The 22013-nt window shown below is 66.2% G+C and carries 21 protein-coding genes and 1 pseudogene; 12 read left to right on the top strand and 10 right to left on the bottom strand.

Annotated elements, in window-relative coordinates:
- The first annotated feature begins 29 nt into the window (after window positions 1–29).
- The 6 genes from ACFLEY_RS34930 to ACFLEY_RS34905 all read left to right on the top strand — a co-directional run bounded on the left by ACFLEY_RS34930 (window position 30) and on the right by ACFLEY_RS34905 (window position 8239).
- Window positions 30–1016 carry an MDR family oxidoreductase gene (locus ACFLEY_RS34930; RefSeq protein WP_011085331.1) on the top strand — a complete coding sequence of 329 codons (987 nt, stop codon included), beginning with the start codon at window positions 30–32 and terminating at the stop codon, window positions 1014–1016.
- Window positions 1017–1129: 113 nt separating this feature from the next.
- Window positions 1130–1729 (top strand): hypothetical protein, encoded by a 600-nt coding sequence (locus ACFLEY_RS34925; protein ID WP_011085332.1) that lies wholly within the window; start codon window positions 1130–1132, stop codon window positions 1727–1729.
- A gap of 163 nt (window positions 1730–1892) precedes the next feature.
- Window positions 1893–2126: a DUF6894 family protein gene (locus ACFLEY_RS34920; RefSeq protein WP_028175619.1), complete on the top strand. Its 234-nt coding sequence runs from the start codon at window positions 1893–1895 to the stop codon at window positions 2124–2126.
- Between the two features lie 232 nt (window positions 2127–2358).
- A complete protein-coding gene (locus tag ACFLEY_RS34915; protein ID WP_396604341.1) occupies window positions 2359–4101 on the top strand; it encodes a methyl-accepting chemotaxis protein in 1743 nt (580 codons plus the stop codon).
- 205 nt (window positions 4102–4306) lie between these two features.
- Complete coding sequence (locus ACFLEY_RS34910) at window positions 4307–6277, top strand: methyl-accepting chemotaxis protein (protein WP_060910873.1); 1971 nt, start codon at window positions 4307–4309, stop codon at window positions 6275–6277.
- A gap of 273 nt (window positions 6278–6550) precedes the next feature.
- The gene (locus ACFLEY_RS34905; protein WP_211433787.1) at window positions 6551–8239 is read left to right on the top strand and encodes a methyl-accepting chemotaxis protein; all 1689 of its coding nucleotides are present in this window, start codon (window positions 6551–6553) and stop codon (window positions 8237–8239) included.
- A 3-nt stretch (window positions 8240–8242) separates the two neighbouring features.
- On the opposite strand, the gene ACFLEY_RS34900 is transcribed toward ACFLEY_RS34905, so the two are convergent.
- From ACFLEY_RS34900 to ACFLEY_RS34875, 6 genes are all read right to left on the bottom strand, one after another.
- A complete protein-coding gene (locus ACFLEY_RS34900; RefSeq protein ID WP_211433786.1) occupies window positions 8243–10948 on the bottom strand; it encodes a DUF2339 domain-containing protein in 2706 nt (901 codons plus the stop codon).
- A gap of 50 nt (window positions 10949–10998) precedes the next feature.
- Window positions 10999–11967 (bottom strand): NrtR DNA-binding winged helix domain-containing protein, encoded by a 969-nt coding sequence (locus tag ACFLEY_RS34895; protein WP_028175624.1) that lies wholly within the window; start codon window positions 11965–11967, stop codon window positions 10999–11001.
- A 19-nt stretch (window positions 11968–11986) separates the two neighbouring features.
- The gene (locus ACFLEY_RS34890; protein ID WP_060910876.1) at window positions 11987–12493 is read right to left on the bottom strand and encodes a tyrosine phosphatase family protein; all 507 of its coding nucleotides are present in this window, start codon (window positions 12491–12493) and stop codon (window positions 11987–11989) included.
- Between the two features lie 141 nt (window positions 12494–12634).
- Window positions 12635–13249: a YfbR-like 5'-deoxynucleotidase gene (locus ACFLEY_RS34885; protein WP_011085339.1), complete on the bottom strand. Its 615-nt coding sequence runs from the start codon at window positions 13247–13249 to the stop codon at window positions 12635–12637.
- Window positions 13246–13872: a DNA-3-methyladenine glycosylase I gene (locus ACFLEY_RS34880; RefSeq protein WP_060910877.1), complete on the bottom strand. Its 627-nt coding sequence runs from the start codon at window positions 13870–13872 to the stop codon at window positions 13246–13248. The genes ACFLEY_RS34885 and ACFLEY_RS34880 overlap by 4 nt, the downstream gene beginning before the upstream one ends.
- Window positions 13869–14750, bottom strand: coding sequence for a folate-binding protein YgfZ (locus ACFLEY_RS34875; RefSeq protein WP_028175625.1), 882 nt, complete (start codon window positions 14748–14750; stop codon window positions 13869–13871). The genes ACFLEY_RS34880 and ACFLEY_RS34875 overlap by 4 nt, the downstream gene beginning before the upstream one ends.
- A 101-nt stretch (window positions 14751–14851) precedes the next feature.
- Between ACFLEY_RS34875 and ACFLEY_RS34870 the strand changes: the two genes are divergently transcribed.
- The 5 genes and pseudogenes from ACFLEY_RS34870 (at window position 14852) to ACFLEY_RS34850 (ending at window position 18982) form a co-directional block, all read left to right on the top strand.
- Window positions 14852–16186, top strand: coding sequence for a dihydroorotase (locus ACFLEY_RS34870; protein ID WP_060910878.1), 1335 nt, complete (start codon window positions 14852–14854; stop codon window positions 16184–16186).
- A gap of 180 nt (window positions 16187–16366) precedes the next feature.
- Window positions 16367–17238: pseudogene (locus ACFLEY_RS34865) on the top strand (sulfurtransferase).
- 81 nt (window positions 17239–17319) lie between these two features.
- Window positions 17320–18024 (top strand): RNA polymerase sigma factor, encoded by a 705-nt coding sequence (locus ACFLEY_RS34860; protein ID WP_028175628.1) that lies wholly within the window; start codon window positions 17320–17322, stop codon window positions 18022–18024.
- Between the two features lie 93 nt (window positions 18025–18117).
- The gene (locus ACFLEY_RS34855) at window positions 18118–18651 is read left to right on the top strand and encodes a DUF4142 domain-containing protein (RefSeq protein WP_060910880.1); all 534 of its coding nucleotides are present in this window, start codon (window positions 18118–18120) and stop codon (window positions 18649–18651) included.
- A 10-nt stretch (window positions 18652–18661) separates the two neighbouring features.
- On the top strand, window positions 18662–18982 hold the full coding sequence (locus ACFLEY_RS34850) for a cupredoxin family copper-binding protein (protein WP_060910881.1): 321 nt from the start codon (window positions 18662–18664) through the stop codon (window positions 18980–18982).
- A 196-nt stretch (window positions 18983–19178) separates the two neighbouring features.
- Here ACFLEY_RS34850 and ACFLEY_RS34845 read toward each other — a convergent pair whose 3' ends face one another.
- From ACFLEY_RS34845 to ACFLEY_RS34830, 4 genes are all read right to left on the bottom strand, one after another.
- Entirely contained in the window at window positions 19179–19445 is a 267-nt protein-coding gene (locus ACFLEY_RS34845; RefSeq protein WP_008135624.1) for a hypothetical protein, read from the bottom strand.
- Window positions 19446–19630: 185 nt separating this feature from the next.
- Window positions 19631–20008: a TIGR02301 family protein gene (locus ACFLEY_RS34840; RefSeq protein ID WP_060910882.1), complete on the bottom strand. Its 378-nt coding sequence runs from the start codon at window positions 20006–20008 to the stop codon at window positions 19631–19633.
- Window positions 20009–20209: 201 nt separating this feature from the next.
- Window positions 20210–20644 carry an NUDIX hydrolase gene (locus ACFLEY_RS34835; RefSeq protein ID WP_060910883.1) on the bottom strand — a complete coding sequence of 145 codons (435 nt, stop codon included), beginning with the start codon at window positions 20642–20644 and terminating at the stop codon, window positions 20210–20212.
- A 3-nt stretch (window positions 20645–20647) separates the two neighbouring features.
- Window positions 20648–21148, bottom strand: coding sequence for a hypothetical protein (locus ACFLEY_RS34830; protein ID WP_011085349.1), 501 nt, complete (start codon window positions 21146–21148; stop codon window positions 20648–20650).
- A gap of 63 nt (window positions 21149–21211) precedes the next feature.
- On the opposite strand from ACFLEY_RS34830, the gene ACFLEY_RS34825 reads away from it, so the two are divergent.
- A complete protein-coding gene (locus ACFLEY_RS34825; protein WP_011085350.1) occupies window positions 21212–21976 on the top strand; it encodes an SOS response-associated peptidase in 765 nt (254 codons plus the stop codon).
- Window positions 21977–22013 lie beyond the last annotated feature (37 nt).

Genomic DNA, 22013 nt, shown 5'->3' with positions numbered 1-22013 from the left:
CACCGTCAAACAAGTCAGGGAGTTCAGCTGTGGCCACGTTCAAGGCGATCCGGATAGACAAGGCGGACAAGGGCACCACCGCGCAGCTTACGCAGTTCGACGAAGCCGAGTTGATGGAGGGCGACGTCACCGTCCGCGTCGAGTGGTCGACGCTGAACTACAAGGACGGCCTTGCGCTCACCGGCAAGGCGCCGGTGGTGCGCCGCTTCCCGATGATCGCCGGCATCGACTTCGCCGGCACGGTCGAGCAGTCCTCGCATCCGCAGTGGAAGGCCGGCGACAAGGTCGTCTGCACCGGCTGGGGCATGGGTGAGACCCATCTCGGCGCCTATGCCGAGAAAGCGCGGGTGAAGGGCGACTGGCTGGTCGCCCTGCCGCAGGGCCTGTCGGCGCGCGACGCCATGGCGATCGGCACTGCCGGCTTCACCGCAATGCTCTCGGTGCTGGCACTGGAGAAGCACGGCCTGTCGCCGAAGAGCGGCCCCGTGGTGGTGACGGGCGCGGCCGGCGGCGTCGGCTCGGTCGCGACCGCCGTGCTGTCCAAGCTCGGCTATCACGTCATCGCCTCGACCGGCCGCACCTCGGAAGCGGATTACCTGAAGCACCTCGGCGCCGCCGAGATCATCGACCGCAACGAATTGTCGGCGCCGGCCAAGCCCCTCGCCAAGGAACGCTGGGCGGGTGGTGTCGACAGCGTCGGCTCGACCACGCTGGCCAACCTCCTGTCGATGACGAAGTACGGCGGCGCGATCGCGGCGTGCGGCCTTGCCGCCGGCATGGACCTGCCGTCTTCTGTCGCACCTTTCATTTTGCGCGGAGTGTGCCTTCTCGGCATCGATTCCGTGATGTGCCCGATCGAGCCCAGGAAGGCCGCATGGCAGCGTCTGGCGTCCGATCTGGATCGGTCTAAACTATCTGAAATTACTCACGAAATTCCGCTCGCCGAGGTTTCCGAATGGGGCGCGAAAATCCTGTCCGGCCAGGTCCGGGGCCGGATCGTGGTAAAAATTGTCTAACGGCGTTCAGACTTTACCAACCAAGCTGCTTCAATGTCGCCATGGTTAGTATGGTAAGCAGCGGGTAAAGAGATAAGGCATCGCCCGCTGCGGGGGTCGGTTCGGAGTTGAGCATGCTTGCGCGTATTGTGTTGGGGGCTGTCACGGCTGCGGCGACGATTGCGCCGGCCATTGCTGGAGGCATGAACGCCGACGAGGCACGTCGCTTCGTCGCCGGCAAGGTGTTCGCCTTCACCTGTTTCGACGGCACCCGCGGCGCGGGCCGAATCCTGGATGACCTCGGCGCCGCCGGCGCCGTGCAGTTCTCGGGCGCGGGCCCGGTCCGCCATCTCCGCCTGCCCGGCAACACGCTCCAGATCCGTGGCCAGAACGTCTGCGCCTCGATCAAGGGCATTCCGTTCGAGCCCTGTTTCAACCTGGAAAAGACCGACGATCGCAGCTTCCGCGGCTCGGTGTCGGGCATGGGCTTCGCCTATTGCGACTTCCACCACCAGGGCGGCAACCAGATGCTGATGGCGCGCGCCGTCGCGCGGCCGCGCTCGCTGCGCTCTTCTGAGCACACGGGGTCGGTCGCTACGCCGAACACCGAGGTCGCCGCGCGCGTCGAGACCCCGCGTGTCGAGAGCAGCCGGCTTGAGCCGGTGAAATCGGAAAGCAAACCGGAGCCCGCGAAGAACGAAGGCCCGCTGGAGCTGCGCCGCTCGACCCAGTGAGCGGCTGCGCGGGACCGTCCGCGCACTTTCTCGTTGAAGACGTCCATCGAACACGAAGCCGCCGCGCCGTAGTCATACGGACGGCGGCTTTCATGCGTTGGTAGCTGTTCGCGTCCCAGTTTGCGTACGGCCGGGGGGCGCGGCCCGATAAAAGGGTTCAACGATGTCGCTGTACTTCTTCCGCATCAGTACCGGTCGCTATTCCGGCGCCGCCGATCAGCCGTATGAGTTCGAGGATCGCGCGGCCGCGTGGACCGAGATGACCGAGGTCTGCGCCAATCTGCTCGGCGGCATCTCGCGCACCCTGAAGCCGAATGCCGAGTGGTGCATGGAGCTGCTCGACGAGAACAAGAAGCCGGTGTTTCGCATCAGCCTCGTCGGGGAGACGGTGAACTGACACCGCCGCGAATGACGGCGCGGGCGTTAACGAACGCGAAGCATGCAAATCCGAGAAGCTTCATTTCGCTGCGCGTGAAACGTGTGGAAGTCCACAGATTTAAGCTGCGTTTTCCGTACTTCTACCTAAGACGCGAGGGCCCCGCTTAACGTTAATGAGTAACCTGCCGGTTAGCCTTCCCGGGATGTTCACGCGCTTCGTCGCGGCAATGCGTATCCCGGGGAAAAGTTCGATGATGGTCATTCAGAATCTGCGAATCGGCACCAAGCTCGCCATCACCTCCGCGCTGACAATTGGGCTCGTCGCGCTGATGATCTTCCTCCAGATGAGCGGCAGCACCGAGGTTCAGAGGCTCGGCAACGGAGTATCGGGACAGCAGACGATCGCGCAAAACGCCGCGGAAGCGAAGGCCTCGGTGCGCGGGATGCAAACCGGCATTCGCGACATCCTGACCTCGTCCTCGCCCGCGGAGATGCAGAAGGCGGTCACCTATTTCAACGACCGGCAGACGGCGGCCCTGAAATACTCCGGCGAAATGGCCAAGCTCTCGCGCTCGGCGGAAAATCGCAAGCGGATCGATCGCCTGACCGTGCTGATCGGCGAATTCGGCAAGGGTGAGCTGCAGATCGAAGCCATCCGCAAGCAGGAGCTAGCGCTCGATGGGAAGAAGGACGGCGAAGCGGCGGCGCAACTCGCAAAGCTCGTTGCCGAGGTCGATCGCATCCGCAAGGGGACGCTGGCGCCGATCAACGAAGAGATCTCCGAGCTGGCCAATCAGATCACCGACTTCGCCAAGCAGAGGAGCGTCGAGACGCGCACCGAGGCAGAGGCCGAAGCCGCGTCGGTTGCGCGGACGTCGCTCGTCACCGGCGTGCTGGTCGCGCTGGTTCTGATCGGTGCCTGCATCTTCTCCGTCTTCAGCATTGCGCGGCCGATGCGCGCACTCACGGCCGCGATGGAGAAGCTCGCCGGCGGCGACTTTTCCGTGGTGCTGCCAGGCCTCGGCCGCAAGGACGAGGTTGGCGAGGTCGCCGGTGCCGTCGAGAAATTCAAGATCGTATCCGAGCAGAAGGCGCGCGAGGAAGCGGAGGCCAAGATGCGGCAGGATCAGATCGCGGCCGAGCAGCGCAAGGCCGAGATGCGCAGGCTCGCCGACAGCTTTGAAGGCGCCGTCGGTGAGATCGTCGGCACGGTGTCGTCGGCCTCGACCGAGCTCGAGGCATCCGCGACGACGCTGACCTCGACCGCCGAACGCACGCAGCAGCTCACCACCGTGGTTGCAGCAGCCTCGGAGGAAGCTTCCACCAACGTGCAGTCGGTGGCGTCCGCGACGGAGGAACTGTCGTCCTCGATCACCGAGATCAGCCGGCAGGTGCAGGAATCCGCGCGCGTGGCGAGCGAGGCCGTCGGCCAGGCCCGCACCACGACCGAGCGCGTCAGCGAGCTGTCCAAGGCGGCGACGCGGATCGGTGACGTCGTCGAGCTGATCAACACCATCGCGGGCCAGACCAACCTCCTGGCACTCAATGCCACGATCGAGGCGGCGCGCGCCGGTGAAGCCGGCCGCGGCTTCGCTGTCGTTGCCTCCGAGGTCAAGGCGCTCGCCGAGCAGACCGCGAAGGCGACGGGCGAGATTGGCCAGCAGATCGCCAGTATCCAGACCGCGACCGAGCATTCGGTCGGCGCGATCAGGGACATCAGCGACACCATCGAGAAGCTGTCGGAGATTTCCTCGACCATCGCAGCGGCCGTGGAGGAGCAGGGCGCGGCGACGCAGGAGATCTCCCGCAATGTGCAGCAGGCCGCGCAAGGCACACATCAGGTCTCGTCCAATATTACGGACGTGCAGCGTGGCGCGAGCGAGACCGGATCGGCCTCCTCGCAGGTGCTGTCCGCCGCGCAGATGCTGTCCGGCGACAGCAATCGCCTCAAGCTCGAGGTCGGCAGATTCCTGGAGACGGTGCGCGCCGCCTGAGGGCGGCCGTCCTCACTGGTCACCCGACGGCTGCAACCGTCGCGCGAAGGTGCACGGTGTTCGCATGCGTTCGCGGCTGGATGCGCGATCAGAAGAGCTGCACGGTTAACCTTCCGGAAAAGCGATGCAGGCATCATCTCCGCAATATTCCGCGCGCCCAGCCGCCCTCCCTGCATTGCGTATCAATCGTCTTGGAGCACATTCCATGAGTGGCCTCTCCATTCGCCTCACCCACAAGGTCATGGCGATCGGACTGTTCGGACTGTTAGGTCTCGTCGCCTTCGGCGCGATCTACGAGATCGGCAGCCTTTCCCAGGACGCATCGCGCGACATTGCCAATCGTGCCCGCGCGATCGCCGATCTCGACAAGCAGCTCTCGATCGAGATGCTGGAGGCACGCCGCAACGAGAAGAACTTCTTGCAGCGCCGGGCCGAGAGCTACGCCAAGGCGCATGCCGAGCTGATCGGGCCGATCAACCGCGATTTCGATGAGGTGCAGCGGCTGATGGCGGCGGGCGGCATGAGCGTGCTGTCCGACAAGATGAAGCAGGCCCAGGACGGCTTCAAGCGATACGCGTCGGACTTCGGCGCATTGGTGGCCGCCGAGACCAGGCTCGGTCTGAACGAGACGGTCGGCCTGTCCGGTTCGCTCCGCGCCGCGGTGCACGACATCGAGGCCAAGCTGAAGGAGATCGACGATCCCAGGACGACGACCTGGATGCTGATGATGCGCCGGCACGAGAAGGACTTCATGCTACGGCGCGACCCCAAGTACATCGCCGAGGTGAAGAAGGCCGCGGTTGAATTCTCCAAGGCGATAGAGGTCGTCGCAATTCCGACGGCGGCGATGAACGACATCATGGCCAAGCTCCAGAAATACCAGTCCGAGTTCACGGCCTGGGCCGAGACCGCGCAGCAGAGCGCGGCCCTTGACGCCAGCATGATGAAGACCTTCCGCGAGGTCGAGCCTGTCATGGCGGAGGTGCGGACCGCGGTCGATGCGATGTCCAGGCGGGCGGACGCCGCCGAAGCTGCCACGCGCGAGGCCGTGCGTCTTTGGATGGTCGTCGCCTTCGGCGTCACCGTCATCGTGCTTGCCGCCGTCGGCTTTTTGCTGGGACGCTCGATCTCGAAGGCACTCGGTGCGATGATCGGTGCGATGACCCGGCTTGCGCGCGGCGAGCTCTCGATTTCCGTTCCCGGCGTCGGCCGCAGGGACGAGATCGGCGAGATGGCCGGTGCGGTCGAGGTGTTCAGGACCAACATGGCGGAAGCCGAGCGGCTGCGCGCCGAACAGGCGGAAGCGGACGCGCGCGGGCGCGAACAGCGCAAGGCCGACATGCAGCGGCTCGCCGACAGGTTCGAAGGCGCGGTCGGCGAGATCATCGAGATCGTGTCGTCGGCGGCAACCGAGCTCGAGGCGTCTTCCAACACGCTGACGCAGGCCGCCGAGCGCGGCAACGGGCTTGCCACCGCCGTGGCGGCGGCCTCGGAAGAGGCGTCCGCCAACGTGCAGTCGGTGTCATCCGCGAGCGAGGAGATGACCTCCTCGATCTCCGAGATCAGCCGCCAGGTGCAGGAATCGGCGCGCGTCGCCGACGTCGCGGTCGGGCAGGCCCAGCGCACCAATGCGCGCGTCGCCGAATTGACCAAGGCGGCCTCCCGGATCGGCGACGTGGTGGAGCTGATCAACACCATCGCCGCCCAGACCAACCTGCTGGCGCTCAACGCGACGATCGAGGCGGCGCGGGCGGGCGAGGCCGGCAAGGGCTTTGCGGTGGTCGCAACCGAAGTGAAGGCGCTCGCCGAGCAGACCGCGAAGGCCACGGGCGAGATCGGCCAGCACATCGGTGCGATCCAGGCCGCGACGGACGACTCCGTCGGCGCGATCAAGGAGATCGGCGACACCATCGCGCGGATGTCGGAGATCTCGTCGACCATCGCGGCCGCGGTGGAGGAGCAGGGCGCCGCGACGCAGGAGATCTCCCGCAACATCCAGCATGCCGCGCACGGCACCTCCGAAGTCTCGGCGAATATCGCCGACGTCCAGCGCGGTGCCGGCGAGACTGGAGCCGCCTCGGCGCAGGTGCATTCGGCCGCGCATTCGCTGTCTCAGGAGAGCAACCGGCTGAAGAGCGAGGTCGCGCGCTTCCTGGAGTCGGTGCGGGCGGCGTGACGGCGTTCCGTTCGATGTTGCGCTGCGTCGACCGCATCGCAACACGAGATATCAGTGCTGCCGCAACAGATGGTTGCAGGGACAATAACGACGAAGCGGGCGAGCCCGTAATTTTACGTAGGTTCCTGTTAACGCCTGTTTGCGATTATAGGCGCAATCTCACGGGATAAGAACCAGCCAGCATCGATGAATTGACTTCCGCCCTGTCGTCCGTCGCGACGATTGCGGCGCAGGTGATTCACGCGTTGCCGGGTATCATCGGGATTTGTCGTGATGTCGAAGTTGTCGATCGTCTTCAAACTTCTGGCCGTGTTGTCGGTCCTCGTGCTGTCACTCGCCGGCGTCGGCGTGACCGCGATCGGCACCATGCAGAACATCAATGCGCATACGGTCGAGATCGCGGAGAGCTGGCTGCCGAGCGTGCGCGCGCTCGGTTCGCTTCGCGCCGACATCAATGAGCTGCGCGTCGCGCTCCGTCTGCATCTGATGCAGGACAGCGCGGAAGGCAAGGATGCGGCCGAGAAGCGCCTCGCCTCGCTGCAGGGGCGCATCGACCAGACGCGCAAGGTCTACGAGCCGCTGATCACGACCGCCGAGGAGCGCTCGCTCTACGGGCAATGGACCAAGGCGTGGGCCGAGTATCTGAACGGCGTGCAGGACGTGATGGCGCTGTCGCGCAAGAGCGTCGGTCGTTTCCCGACCGAGGCCAACGAGCTGTTGCAGACCAAGGTCGCCAAGATGGCCCAGGCGGCCGATCCGTTGCTCCAGAAGGGCATCGAGCTCAACAACCGGGGTGCAGAGCTGGAGACCAAGCAGGCGGCCGACAGCTACGCCATGATCTTCCGCGTGCTGGTCGGCATCATCGTGTTCTCGGTCGTGATTGCGATCGCCGCCGCCTATTATCTCGTGCGCGACGTTTCGCGTGGTATTGCCTCGATCATCCGTCCGATGCAGTCGCTCGGCGAGGGCGACCTTTCGGCCGAGGTGCCGCATCGCGGCGAGAAGACCGAGATCGGCTCGATGGCGGATGCGCTCCAGATCTTCAAGGAAGCGCTGATCGCCAAGAAGGCTGCCGACGAGGCCGCTGCGGCCGACGCCGAAGCCAAGATCGAGCGCGGCCGCCGTGTCGATGCCATTACCCGCAGATTCGAAGCCATGATCGGCGAAGTCGTCGGCACCGTCTCCTCGGCCTCGACCGAGCTCGAGGCGTCGGCGTCGACGCTGACCAGCACCGCGCAGCGTGGGCAGGAGCTCGCGACCGTCGTGGCGGCAGCCTCCGAGGAAGCCTCCACCAACGTCCAGGCCGTGGCCTCCGCCTCGGAGGAGCTGTCGTCCTCGATCACCGAGATCAGCCGCCGCGTGCAGGATTCGGCGCGGATGGCGGCGGAAGCCGTCGAGCAGGCGGCGCGGACCAACGAGCGCGTCAACGCGCTGTCGCAGGCCGCCTCCCGCATCGGTGACGTCGTCGAGCTCATCAACACGATCGCAGGCCAGACCAATTTGCTGGCGCTGAACGCGACCATCGAGGCGGCGCGCGCCGGCGAGGCCGGCCGCGGCTTTGCGGTCGTCGCCTCCGAGGTCAAGGCATTGGCCGAGCAGACCGCGAAGGCGACCGGCGAGATCGGGGCCCAGGTTTCGGGGATCCAGGCGGCAACGCAGGAATCCGTCAGCGCCATCCAGGAGATCGGCGGCACCATCGAGCGGCTGTCCGAAGTGTCCGCGGCGATCGCCGCGGCCGTCGAGGAACAGGGCGCCGCCACGCAGGAGATCTCGCGCAACGTCCAGCAGGCCTCGGTCGGCACGCAGGAGGTCTCGGCGAACATCACCGACGTGCAGCGCGGTGCGATCGAGACCGGCGAGGCCTCGACCGAAGTGCTGTCGGCGGCGAAATCGCTGGCGACCGACAGCACGCGCCTCAAGGTCGAGGTCGCGCAGTTCCTGGATTCGGTCCGCGCGGCCTGATCTTCAACTTCCCGTCTGTGGAGCCGGCGGCGGAGCCTGCCGCCGGAACAGGATGCGCTGGTAGAGCCATCCGATCGCGACCAGCACGACGCCGAGGCACATGAACGACAGCGCGCGGTAAACGCCTGTCAGCGTCGACATGTCGATCACGAAGGCCTTCAGGATCGTCAGCGCGATGACGGCGGCGGACGCAAGCCGCGCGCGCTCCGAGTTGACGAGGATGCCGACGCCGAGCAGCACCACGCCGAAGGCGAGCCAGCCGATCGAGTAGGTGTATTGCTCGGCCCCCGTCGTCTCGCCGCTGGACAGGATCGGGCCGTGATAGAAGCGGCGGATCTCCAGCGTGACATAGGCGAGCGCGAACACGAGCGCGCCGCCAGCGATGGTGTTGGCATAGGCCTTGCCACGCTCGCCGACCACCGCATAGGACAGCAGCAGCATCAGCACCGCCGGCAGCGCGTAGCCGAGCAGCAGCAGGTTGAACACGGCGCCGCCGACGTCGATATGCCACAGCAGCGGGTTCTCCAGGATCAGTAGGCCGAACACGCTGATGAGCCCGCCGATGGCCGTGAGCACCACCGCGCCGACATTGTGCACGATACTGCGGCTGCGCAGCCTCAGCCGTTCCAGCCCGATCGCCATGGCGAACGCGACGCAGACTTGCAGCGCGCATTCGAGCAGCGACGGCGCAGACGTCATCTGGCCTCCAGTCGCAAAGTGCCGGATCTCCATGAAGGCGAGCAGCGCGGTGAACAGGATCGCGGCGGCTTCCACCATGCGCAGCGGCGCATCGTCGCCGCGGCGGCGCAGGAAGATGCTCGCGCCCCAGAACGAGACTGCCGGCAGGCCGTAGCCCCACAGCAGCCAATTGAAGATCGGCGTCGTGCCGACGGCATCGCCGACGATGCGCGGATCATAGACGATGCGCGCGGTGACGATCGCGGCGAAAATGGCCGCGAGCCGGCGCAGGACCGGGATCGGGCGCTGCAGCGAGATCCAGGCGGTGCCGAGCGACATCAGCGCCAGTGCAATCGTGAGCCAGCCCTTTTCGAGCGCGAAGGTCAGCGCCAGCGCCAGCGCGCCGAGCGTGCCGGTCGCGAACAGCGCGACGGAGGTCGCAGCCCCCGGCCGATCTTCGCGGCGCGCAAGCGCTTCGGTGGCGGCGCCAAAGGCGGCGGCAAGCAGCACCGCGAGGATCGCGAACGGGATCGAGCGATCCAGATGGGCAATGCGTGCATAGAGCGCAACGAGGATCGCAATTGGCGTGGCGACACCCGCCGCCGACCACACCACCGGAATGATCGCCGAGTTCGAACGGCCCTGCGCGAAAAAGCCGGCCATGCCGAAGCCGGCGGCGAAGATCGCAGCCATCACCAGATGCAGCGTCACGGAGCTGTCGGTCGCGACCGGTCCGATGCCGGGCAAGGGGCCGCCCGGCAGCACCAGCATGTCGGGATTGGCGCGCACCGCCCACTCGGCGAACACGATGAAGACGGTCGCCGCGGCCGCGCCCAGCGCGCCGGTCGCTGCCGGCGCGCGCCAGGCGACGAACAGCGTCGCACCGACGAGAAGCGTGAAGGCGATCAGCGCCAGATCCGCATGCGCGCTCGACAGCACGATCAGCATCGCGCCGAACAGATAGGCGCCGAGCGAGCTCGACGACACCGGCTCGATCTCGCCGTCCTCGATGCTGGGCCCGAACATGAAGCCGCAGACGACGAGCAGCGCAGCCAGCACGAATCCCGCGATCGCATGGAAGGCGTGCGGCGCGACCTGCACGTCACTGGTGTCCAGACCCGGGAAGATCCAGAGCACAGCGAAGGCGATCGTGGTCACCGCAAGCCAGCGCCACAGCCGGATGCGGGCAAGGCCGAAGCTCGCGGCGGTGACGATCGCAAGATAGATGTAGAGCGCCCAATAGTCCGGCTTGCCGCTGGAGACGAGGAGCGGGGTCACGAACGCGCCGACCACGCCGAGGCCGGCGAGCGCGGGCCCGTGCAGCAGGGCGGCGGCAAGCGTGCCGAGTGCGACGAGGCCGAGCAGCACGAAGGCGGTCGCAGGCACGAGGAAGCCATAGAGCGCGTAGGCGGCATAGATGGTCGCGAACGCGACGGCCGTGCCGGCCGCGGTGAGGATCGCGGGAATATTGGCGATCGGCAGCGCCGCGATGTTGGAGATGCTCTCCTTGCGCCGCGACCATTCGCCGGCGCCGAGCAGCGCGGCTGCGAACAGGCCGCCGAGGAACACGCGCACGCCGGGGCCGACGAGGCCGGCCTCGATCGAATAGCGCACCATGAAGAAGCCGCCGAGCGCGAGCGCAAGGCCGCCGATCCACACCACCCAGCGCGTGCCGAGACGCTCCTCGAAGCCAGGATCTCTAATATCAAGCGCCGGCAGCGGAGGCGGTGCATCGGCTCCGGTGCCCGCTTCGAGCGGTGGCGGCGCAGCCACTTCGGTGACGAGCGGCGGCGACGCCTCGGCCTCGGGCGCGAGCGGCGGTGGCTCGGCCGGAGTTGTCGCGGGCGCTTCAGCCTGCACCGGTGCGGGCATCAGCGGCGGCGGTTGCACTCGCCGTTGCGTGTAAACCATCTCTTCGAGCGAGCTCAGCCGGCGGCGCAGCTCGGCCGCCTGGTTGGAGGCCTTGATCGCGATCAGGAAGGCGATGATCGCAATGATCAGCGCAAAGACGTCAAACGGGCCGTCGAACATGAAGCCTCCAGGCAACCGGCGGGCAGGGGCCGATCGCGCAAATGTCATATCTAGCGCCGGGAGCGCATGCGCAAGCCCGGCGCGGGCCGCTCCTGGAGCACGTCGCGGCGGAAGCGGTAGAGCGCCGCCGGCCGTCCGCCAGTCTGTGTCGACATCACGCCGGTCGGTTCGACCAGGGCTTCCGTTTCGACCAGGCGGCGGAAATTCTGCTTGTGCAGGTGCCGGCCGGAGATCGCCTCCACCGTATGCTGCAATTCGGTGAGTGTGAACTCGGCGGGCAAAAGTTCAAAGACCACAGGACGATACTTCAGTTTTGCGCGCAGCCGCGCGATCGCGGTGGCGAGGATCCGGCGATGATCGAACCGCATGGAGGTGCCGAGTGCGGGAAGCGCCTTGCGTGCTAATGCCGCAGGTCGGCCGTCGCGCCGCGCCTCCTCGATCAGCCCGGCCTCATAGAGCAGCTCGTAGCGGTCGAGCACGCGCTCCTCGTCCCAGGGCGCGCCATCGAGGCCGAAATAGAACCGCACGCGGTCCCTGCGCGGCAATGCGCGCGTCGTCTCCGGCGTCTCCTGTTCCGCCCATGTCGTCAGCGCCGGGATGATGTCGCGGGCGATGATCGCCGGCGGCTCCTCGCGCCAGTCCTCCCAGGGGAGGAAGCGATACCACGGCTCGAAGCTCGCCCCGGTTGCTGCGAGTTCGCCGTCGACGGCGCGGGTGAGTGCGAGATATCCGATCGACACCATATGCGCGCCGGTGTCGCCGGCCTCCGCATGACGGCCGCGATCGCCGAACGTATAGAGCTGCTCGACGTAGCCGAGCCGCAAGCCCGCCTGCTCCTCGACCCAGGCGCGCAGGCCGATCTCGAAGGTCCGATGGCTCAGCGCATCGAACGGACCGAACGGCAGGCCCGCCAGGCCGTCGCTGCCGCGCGCGGTGAGGATCAGCGGTTCATGGTCTTCGATCGCGACGATCGCGGCGGTCAGGCCGATCTCGATCGGCGTCAGCAGCGTCTCGCTCATGCGGCTCACTTCGCTGCTGTCATTCGAGCTCGATCACGAAGGGGCGACCCTCGACCATCATCGCGCCAGGGCCCATCTCGTCGAGCGCGCGCAGCATGCGGCCCTCGCGTCCCAGCGCGCGGTCGGCGAGGCCGACGATGCGCCGGTTCGGCGATGCGATCGGCGAGGCCGCGCGGATCTTCTTCGCGATCTCGATCTCGTCGCGATGCGGATTGAGGGCGCAGGCCGCGGCGAAGGCGCTCGCGGTGGAGCGGCTGATGCCGGCGTAGCAATGCACCACCAGCGGCGCGCTGCGTTCCCAGCGGCGCACGAAGCTCAGCACCTGGTCGATATGGGCCTCCGACGGCGCGACAAAACCGTCCATCTCCTCGGTGATGTCGTCCATAGACACCTTGAGATGGTTGGCCGGCAGCACCGACACCGGCCGCGCCACCTGCTCGACATTGGCCATCACGGTCAGCACGTGGCTGGCCCCGGTGAGGCGGACGGTTTCGGGAAGCGCGGCGAGGGAACAGACGTGGATCATGGCGGACCTTTTCGTTGATTATAGCCGCGGCTGTAGGGTGGGCAAAGGCGCATCGCGCTGTGCCCTCCATTTCGCAACTGCGCTCATCTCGCCTTGTTTGGTGGGCACGTTTCGCTTTGCCCACCCTACGAAGGGATGACGCTACGCAAACACCGCGCCAAACCGCTCCAGGAACTGCTTCTCGGCCCGCGCCGCCGTCCAGGGCGTGAGATAGTCGCGCCGGACGCTGTCGGGCAGGCCGGGATCCTTGCCGAACAGACGCCTCGCCTCGGCATCGCTGAAGCCGGCAAGCTCGGTCGCTTCCAGATAAGCCGCGCCGCGATCGGCGGCCTTGATGGCCAGCGTGATCTCGTCGGGCAGCACCGGCGGCAGGCCGAAGCGGATGTGGATGGCGCCGAGCAGGCGCTTCTCGACCGCCTTGTAATGGCCGTCAAGCACGGCCTTGAACGGCGAGATCATGTCGCCGATCACGTATTCGGGCGCGTCGTGCAGCAGGGCTGCGAGCCGGACGCGCTGGTCCACGCGCGGCGTCTCGTGCCGCATCACGGTCTCCACCAGCAGCGTATGCTGCGCGACCGAGAAGATATGTGCGCCTGTCGTCTGCCCGTTCCAGCGCGCCACGCGCGCCAGCCCATGCGCGATGTCGGCGATCTCGATGTCGAGCGGAGAGGGATCGAGCAGATCGAGCCGCCGGCCCGACAGCATGCGCTGCCAGGCGCGGGACTCCGCGCCGCGTGCCGACTTCTTCGCGCTCATTTGACCTTGAGGCGCGGCTTGCGCTGCGTCTTGCCGCAGCTTGCGTGACAATGGCAGTCGACGAGATGGTCGTTGACCATGCCGGTCGCCTGCATGAAGGCGTAGACGATGGTCGGGCCGACGAACTTGAAGCCGCGCGAGGACAGCTCCTTGGAGATCTGCACCGACAGCGGCGTCGAGGCCGGCACGCTCGCCCTGGTCTTGAAGTTGTTGACCTTGGGTCGTCCGTCCATGAAGTCCCACAGCAGCTTCGAGAAGCCCGGGCCCTTCTCCATGATATTCAGATAGGACTTCGCGCTCAGGATCGCGCCGTCGATCTTGGCGCGGTTGCGCACGATGCCGGCGTCGTTCATCAGCGCGTGCACCTTCTTGGCATTGTAGCGCGCGATCTTCTCCGGCTGGAAATCGTCGAAGGCTTTGCGGAAATTGTCGCGCTTGCGCAAAATCGTGATCCAGGACAGGCCGGCCTGGAAGCCATCGAGGATCAGCTTCTCGTACAACGCGCGGTCGTCATACTCGGGCACGCCCCATTCTGTGTCGTGATAGGCGACGTAGAGCGGATCTTCGCCCGGCCAGGGGCAGCGGGTCAGGCCGTCGGGATGCAGGCGAGGGGCGCGGCTCATGCGGTGGGCTGCTTGGCTGGAATGCGTACGACTTCAGGTTCGGCGAGCGTCAAGGCAAGTCCGCCGGCCGTGAGCGGCTGGCCGGCGTCGAGCGCGTCGGCGACGCGGTCGATGCGCACCAGCGCGATGCCCTTGCCATCGGCAGAAGAGCCAATGGTGCCGACCGGCTTGTCGCCGGCGAGAATGGCAGCACCAATCTCGGGCGAGGGTCCGTCGAGCAGCACCTTGACGCTGCGGGTGCGCGCGGTGCCGCGATGCTGCATGCGCGAGACGACCTCCTGGCCGACATAGCAGCCCTTGTCGAAATCGACGCCGGCGAGGCGGTCCATATTGGTCTCGTGCGGGAATGCATCGCTGTACATGAAGTCGAGCCCGCCGCGCGGCACGCCAAGCGCGATGCGATGTGCCTCATAGGCGGCCGCGTCGACCAGCTCGGCACCGATGAGGTCGGACAGCTTCTGCTTGAGATCCTCGGGGATCAGGATGCGGTATCCGAGCCCGTCATGGCGCGGATCGGCGAAGGCAAGGTCCGGCTGGGCCGCGAGCGCGCCGTCCCAGGCGGCGAGCACGCCGAGATCGTCGGAGAGGTTTTCCACGGTGACCTTGGCGCGCAGCTTGTAGAATTTCAGCTTGGTCGCGAGGCCCTCGGCCAGCGCTTTGGGGCAGTCGATGAGGAACCCGCCGCCATGGCCGGCCGGCACCTCCGTGATCAGGAAATCGACGATGATCTTGCCCTGCGGCGTCAGCAGCGCGCCGAATCGCCCCAGGCCCGGCTTCAGCCTGTCGAGGTCGGTCGTGACGAGGCCGTTGAGGAAGTTGCGCGCATCCTCGCCCGCGACCTTGACCACGCCCCGGTCGGGAAGAAACGCTGATTTCATGAGAAAATCTCTTGCGACATGTTGCTCCGGAACGTAAGCCCGCAGCGCATAAACGACAAGACCTCGAGCCCTGCGCTTGGGGATGAGAGGGGCCTTCAGCCATGACCCAGCGTTTCGATGTGATCCTCAGGGGCGGCACTGTCGTCAACCAGGACGGCGAGGGCCTGCGCGACATCGGCATTGCGGGCGGCCGCATCGCCGAGATCGGCGCGCTGTCGCAAGCCTCCGCCGCCGAGGTGATCGACTGCAAGGGCCTGCACATCCTGCCCGGCGTGATGGACACGCAGGTGCATTTTCGCGAGCCCGGGCTGGAGCAGAAGGAAGACCTCGAGACCGGCTCGCGCAGCGCCGTGATGGGCGGCGTCACCGCCGTGTTCGAGATGCCGAACACGTCGCCCTTGACCGTGACCGAGGCCAGCTTCACCTTCAAGGTGAAGCGCGCCCGTCACCGCATGCATTGCGACTTCGCCTTCTTCATCGGCGGCACCCGCGAGAACGTGCAGGACCTGCCGGTGCTGGAGCGCGCGCCCGGCTGCGCGGGCGTCAAAGTGTTCATCGGCTCCTCGACCGGCGCGCTGCTGGTGGAGGACGACGAGAGCCTGCGCCGCATCTTCCAGGTGATCCGCCGCCGCGCCGCGTTCCACGCCGAGGACGAATACCGCCTCAACGAGCGCAAGCCGCTGCGCATCGAGGGCGATCCGCGCTCGCATCCGGTCTGGCGCGACGAGACCGCGGCGCTGATGGCGACGCAGCGCCTGGTCAAGCTCGCGCATGAGACGGGCAAGCGCATCCACGTGCTGCACATCTCGACCAAGGAAGAGATCGAGTTTTTGCGCGACCACAAGGACGTCGCATCCTGCGAGGCGACGCCGCATCATCTCACGCTGGTCGCGCCTGAATGCTACGAGCGGCTCGGCACGCTGGCGCAGATGAACCCGCCGGTACGCGGGGCCGATCACCGCGCCGGCATCTGGCGCGGCATCGAGCAGGGCATCATCGACGTGCTCGGCTCCGATCACGCCCCGCATACGCTGGAAGAAAAGCAGAAGACCTATCCCGCTTCGCCCTCAGGCATGACCGGCGTGCAGACGCTGGTGCCGCTCATGCTCGATCACGTCAACGCCGGCCGCCTGTCGCTGGCGCGGTTTGTCGATCTCACCAGCGCCGGCCCCGCGCGCCTCTACAACATGGCCTGCAAGGGCCGCATCGCGGCCGGTTACGACGCCGATTTCACCGTCGTCGACTTGAAGCGCAGCGAAACCATCACCAACAAATGGGTGGCATCCAAGGCCGGCTGGACCCCTTACGACGGCGTCCGCGTCACGGGTTGGCCCGTCGGCACCTTCATCCGCGGCCGCCGCGTGATGTGGCAGGGCGAGCTGGTGACGCCATCGCAAGGCGAGCCGGTGCGGTTTCTGGAGACGCTGAAGGCGTAGGCTTTGGCGCGCTGCGGCACGGTGCGTGCCTCAGACTCGGTGTCGTCCTGGCGAAAGCCAGGACCCATAACCCCGACCGGATATTGTTGCGAAGACTGGTGGCCAGATCTGCCCGCAGCCATATAGTGCTGTGGTAATGGGTCCTGGCTTTCGCCAGGACGACGTTGGAGAGGTCATCGCATGCCCCAACCGGCACCCCTCATCTCCACCGAACAACTCGCCGCCATCCTCGGCGATCCCGCCTTACGCCTCTACGACTGCACGACCTACAACGAACCGGTGCCGCCAGGCAGCGACGTGCCGTATCGCGCGGTGCCCGGCGACAAGACCTTCGCGGCGGGCCACATCCCCGGCGCCGATTTCCTCGATCTTCAGGGCGAGTTCTCCGACGCCTCCGCGCAGCAGTTCTTCATGATGCCCGGTGTGGCCCAACTCGAAGCCGCCTTCGGCCGCCACGGCCTCGATGCGTCCAAGACCATCGTGCTCTACAGCATCGGCACGATGATGTGGGCGACGCGGTTCTGGTGGATGCTGCGCTCGCTCGGCGTCGACGCGCTTGTGCTCGACGGCGGTTTCGACAAATGGAAGGAAGAGGGGCGACCGGTCGAGACCGGCACACCGCAGGGCTACCCCGCCACGACCTTCAAGGCCACACCGCGCGCGGGCTTCTTCGTCGACAAGAATGTCGTGAAGGCGCGGATCGGCGATCCCGCGACCGTGATCGTCAATGCGCTCGGGCCGCAGTTTCATCGCGGCCTCGAGCCGAGCCGCTACGGCCGGCCCGGCCGAGTTCCCGGCAGCGTCAACGTATCAGCCGCAACGCTCACTAATGCGGACAAGACGCTGACGAGCCTTGCGGATGCCGAAGCGATATTCGCCGCCCAGGGCGTTACGCGTGACAAGAGCGTGATCTGTTATTGCGGCGGTGGCATCTCGGCGACGATCGACCTGTTGCTGCTGACGCAGCTCGGCTTCGACAAGCTGACGCTTTACGACGCCTCGATGGGCGAATGGGCGAGGGATCCGTCGCTGTGCCGATCGAGACCGACTAGAGGAAGGTAAGAAAGTTGGGAACCTTTCCCTTGGGCCGGCATCCAATGTCGGGAACCAATGGAGACAAGCAGGTGACCGCAATGCAACGGACCGCAGCCGGCCTGTCCGCCGGAGCCAAGACTTCAGAATTCAGGGCCTCGGAGGCCGAACTGGTCGATCGTGCGCGAGGCCGCGACGAGTCCGCGCTCCGCGAGATCATGCAGGCCAACAACCGCAGGCTCTACCGCCTCGCGCGCGGAATTCTGCGCAGCGACAGCGAAGCCGAGGATGTGGTGCAGGAAACCTATGTCCGCGCCTTTACCCATCTCGATGGCTTCCGCGGGGAATCCGGGTTGTCGACCTGGCTGTCGCGCATCGCCATCAACGAAGCGCTCGGGCGGGCGCGAAGTGCCAGGCCCCATGTCGAGCTCGGCTCGGTGCCCGAAGCCGCGCTCGAGGCGCAGATCATCAAATTTCCCGTCTCACCCGCAGGCGATCCGGAAAGGACCATGGCCCAACGTGAAATCCAGCGCGTCGTCGAACGCGCAATCGACGAGTTGCCGGATGTCTTCCGCATGGTCTTCGTCGCACGCGTCATGGAGGGCATGAACATCGAGGAGACCGCCGATCTGCTCGGCGTGAAGCCCGAAACCGTGAAGACGCGGTTGCACCGCGCCCGCACCATGCTGCGTGAGAACGTCGAGAAGGAGATCGGTCCGGTGATGATGGATGCGTTCCCGTTCGCGGGCTGGCGCTGCGAGCGCCTGACCGTGTCGGTGCTGAAGCGGCTCGGCGTCGGCGGCTGAAGTTTTTCGGGAACGTTTGCGCGAAATTCCCATCCAACACCTGTGAAGCAACGCGCCGGCGGACCCCGTCCGGCAGCACAGGAGTGTCAAACCATGTTCATTCGACGGAGCGCGGCTGTTGCCGCAGCAATCTTGTTGTCGAGCCCCGCGCTGCTGCAAGGCGCCGGCGCAGCCGACAAGCCGACCGATCCGCAGATCGCCCATATCGCCTACACCGCGGGCGTGATCGACATCAACGCCGCCAAGCAGGCGCAGAAAAAGGCGCAGAACAAGGACGTCAAGGCGTTTGCCGAGGACATGCTGCGCGACCACGAGGCCGTCAACAAGCAGGCGCTCGCGCTGGTCAAGAAGCTGAACGTCACGCCCGAGGACAATGACACCAGCAAGGCGCTGTCGAAGCAGGCGAGTGACAAGCTGGCTGAGTTCGACAAGCTGAGCGGCGCGGCCTTCGACAAGGCCTATGTCGCCAACGAGGTCGCCTACCACAAGGCGGTCAATGGTGCGCTGGAGACCCAGCTGATTCCGTCGGCGAACAATGCCGAGCTGAAGAGCCTGTTGCAGACCGGCCTGAAGATATTCCAGGGCCATCAGCAGCACGCCGAGCACGTCGCGGCCGAGCTGAAATAGGGAGCGTGGGATGAAGCCGGGACGCCTCGCTTCGATCGCGCTTGCGATCATCTTCCTGCCGATGGCCGTCCCGGCGCACGCGGCGACCATCGAGATCACGATGGAGAACCTCGTGATCTCACCGACTGAGGTGTCGGCGAAGGTCGGGGACACCATCAGGTGGGTCAACAAGGACGTCTTCGCCCACACCGCCACCGCGAAGAACGGCGATTTCGACGTGACGTTGCAGCCCGAGAAATCGGCGGCGTTCGTTCTGAAGAAGGCGGGAGCGGTCGACTATTACTGCCGCTATCATCCCAACATGAAAGCGACGCTCAAGGTCGAGCCGTGAGGGAGCAGGGAGTGCATTCCCAATCGTGGCGGGAATATCTCCCGGTCATCGCGAGACTAATGCTTGTCCGGGGGAGCCGGCTTCCGTGCGATAAACGCAGCAGACTTCGCGAACCTGTTCACCAGATCCCGTTCGCCAAGTCATTCATCCGTAGACTGGCCCCGCCCGCGTGGCGGGGTCATTTTCGAAAAGGCGTTTACTGCCGGGAGATGTCGACGGAGAATTCGCCGTTGCGGATCCGGCCGGGAAAGCCCTCGACGAACTTCGCTACCGCGTCCTCGCCATAGGTGCCGACGAGCTCGGCAAAGGCCGCAAACAGGCTCGCCTGCGCCAGGCAGTCGCCGTCGACGCCGTCATGGCGCGCCTCGGCCCAGGCCTCGTTGAGATAGCTCAGTGCGGCCTGTTTCTGCTCGTGGTCGGGCAGCGGCGCGCGGGCGGGGGCGTAGGAAATCGGCTGGCTCATGAAATGCGATCAGGGCTGGCGCGCGATCCACGGCGATGCGCTGTGCGAGTGGTGTAGCACGCGTATTAACGCCCGCTAGGCCACATCTTTAAGAACGGTTAATGGCTGTGAACAAAGACGATGACAGGGTTCCCGTCGCCGTCATTCCGGGCTCGCGCTACGCGCGCCCCGGAATGACGGCGAGATCAGTTCGCGTAGCGCGCCGTGAGATCGCGCGAGATCTTCGAGCCTTCCTCGATGTAGCGGCGGATCGCGACGGTGGCGGCCGGCGTGCAGCTCCGGTAGGTCTGCTGGAAGCCGTTATAGCCGCGGTTGAAGCCGGCGATCATGCGGGTGCGGCGCTCTCCGGAGGGGGTTTCGGCATCGATCAGCGCCTGCATCTCGCTGCGCCATTTGTTGCCCTCGTTGGACCCGCAAATGCCGCGCAGATAGTGCAGGCCGCCGAGGATCTCCGCCAGCCGCTGCAAATCGGCGTCAAACGGCGCCGCCACGTCCTGGCCCCGGGCGGGCGCGCAGGCGCAGGTTAGAATCAGGGCAAAAATGGCCAGAAATCGCGTGGACATCGGCGGGGTGTATGCCCCCTCAGGGCGGCGGGCGCAAGGCGGGCTGCGCGGGCGGTGTGCTCCCTTCCCCGCTTGCGGGGGAGGGTTGGGGAGAGGGTGCCTCCGCTAGCGAGAACCCCCCAGAGGAGAAAGCCCTCACCCGTCGCTTCGCTCCGACCTCTCCCGCAAGCGGGAGAGGTATAGCGGCGCCCGCGGCTCGGCCTATGCCTCAATCAAGCGCGCGGCGGACTGAATGACCTCCTCCAGCCCCCCGGTCAGCTTGAGGTCGCCGAGGCTCGCCAGGGCATCGGGGGCGATCCAGCGGTAGTCGTCGAGCTCGTCGTTCAAAACCGGCTCCCGGGCCGCCCAGCGGGCGGCAAAGGACATGATCAGGTAGTGGCCGGCGCCGGCCGTGGCCGGCAGCACCTCGCGCCAGCCGGCGAGGCCAATGATCTCGATGGCGAGCCCGGTCTCCTCGTCCACCTCGCGCACCAGGGCCTGGTGCAGCGATTCGCCGAACTCGACCCGGCCGCCGGGCAGCGAATAGAACCCCTTGGCGGGCGATCGGGCGCGGCGGGTCAGAAGCACCTTGCCATCACGAAAAATCGCGGCGCTGACCGCAATCTGGGGATGGGTGGGCTGGACGACCGCAGACACGGCTCAGTTTGCCATGATGGTGTCGACGTCGGCTTCCGCCCCGCCATTGATGATGCCGCCGCAGGCAGCGATCAGCGGCTTGACCCAGAGGGTGGCCTGCTCGGCCAGGCGGACGCGGGTGGTGTCCTTCTCGACCTCGCGCATGGCCGAGCCGACCGCGGTCAGGATCGAGGTCATCGTGTCGGTGAGGTGGTCGAACTGGGCGCGCACGTTGGGATCGGCCTTCTCATAGGCTTCGATGGCGAGGTCGCGTGCCTTGAAGTTCGACGCCGTGAAATGCTCGGCATAGGACAGCGGCGACCAGGTCAGAAAGTCTTCGGCGCATTCCGGCATGTCAGGGACCATTTCGAGCAGCATCACCGCTTCATTGAAATGGTTGAGATAGTCGGTGGCAAGCCCGGTCCGCGGGTTGATGTTGGCCACGCGCAGTCGTTCGGCCCAGGCTGCTGCCTCGGGGCCCGTCTGTACATGCGTCCGCGCGGGTTGGGAGGCCATTGAGCTCATTCGCCGCAGTGTTAACGTTCGGGGTTAAAAGGACCTGAACGGACCCTATATAGACGCCCAAGGATGTGTGGACGCTTCGTCATAACTTCGGCCCCCGCGGCTTTGCGGCAACTGTTCGGCTATGTCGAGCAGCCGAATTTCCCGCCCCGGTACAATGTCGCCCCGACGCAACCGATTCCGGTCGTGCTGGTCGAGAACGGCGCGCGCCATTTCCGCCTGATGCGCTGGGGTCTGCTGCCGGGCTGGGTCAAGGATCCCAAAGGCTTTACGCTCCTGATCAACGCCCGCTCGGAGACGGTGCTGGAGAAGCCCGCCTTCAAACGCGCGATTCGCCGGCGGCGCGGCCTGATCCCGGCCGACGGGTACTACGAATGGAAGGCGGTGGATGGCCGCAAGCAGCCGTTCTTCATCCATCGGGCCGACGGCGCGCCGCTCGGCTTTGCCGCGGTGTTCGAGACCTGGGCCGGGCCGAACGGCGAGGAGCTCGACACGGTCGCGATCGTCACGGCGGCGGCGGGCGAGGACCTCGCCGCGCTGCATGACCGCGTGCCCGTGACCATCAGCCCGCGTGATTTCGAGCGCTGGCTCGACGTTCGCGGCGACGAGGTTGACGCGATCCTGCCGCTGATGATCGCCCCGCGCATCGGCGAATTCGCCTGGCACCCGGTCTCCACCCGCGTCAATCGCGTCGCCAATGACGACGAGCAACTGCTCTTGCCGATCAGCGCGGAGGAGATGGAGGCGGAGCTGGAGGCGTCGAAGCCGAAGAGGGTCGCGCGGAAGGCGGCGGCCGCGTCATCCGATGACGGGCAGGGGTCGTTGTTTTAGCCAAGCTGGCGCCATTCACTCCGTTGTCGTCCCAGAT

The organism is Bradyrhizobium sp. YCK136, from assembly GCF_044570075.1.
Taxonomy (GTDB): Bacteria; Pseudomonadota; Alphaproteobacteria; order Rhizobiales; family Xanthobacteraceae; genus Bradyrhizobium; species Bradyrhizobium diazoefficiens.
This window is presented reverse-complemented; position numbering and strand designations above follow the sequence as displayed.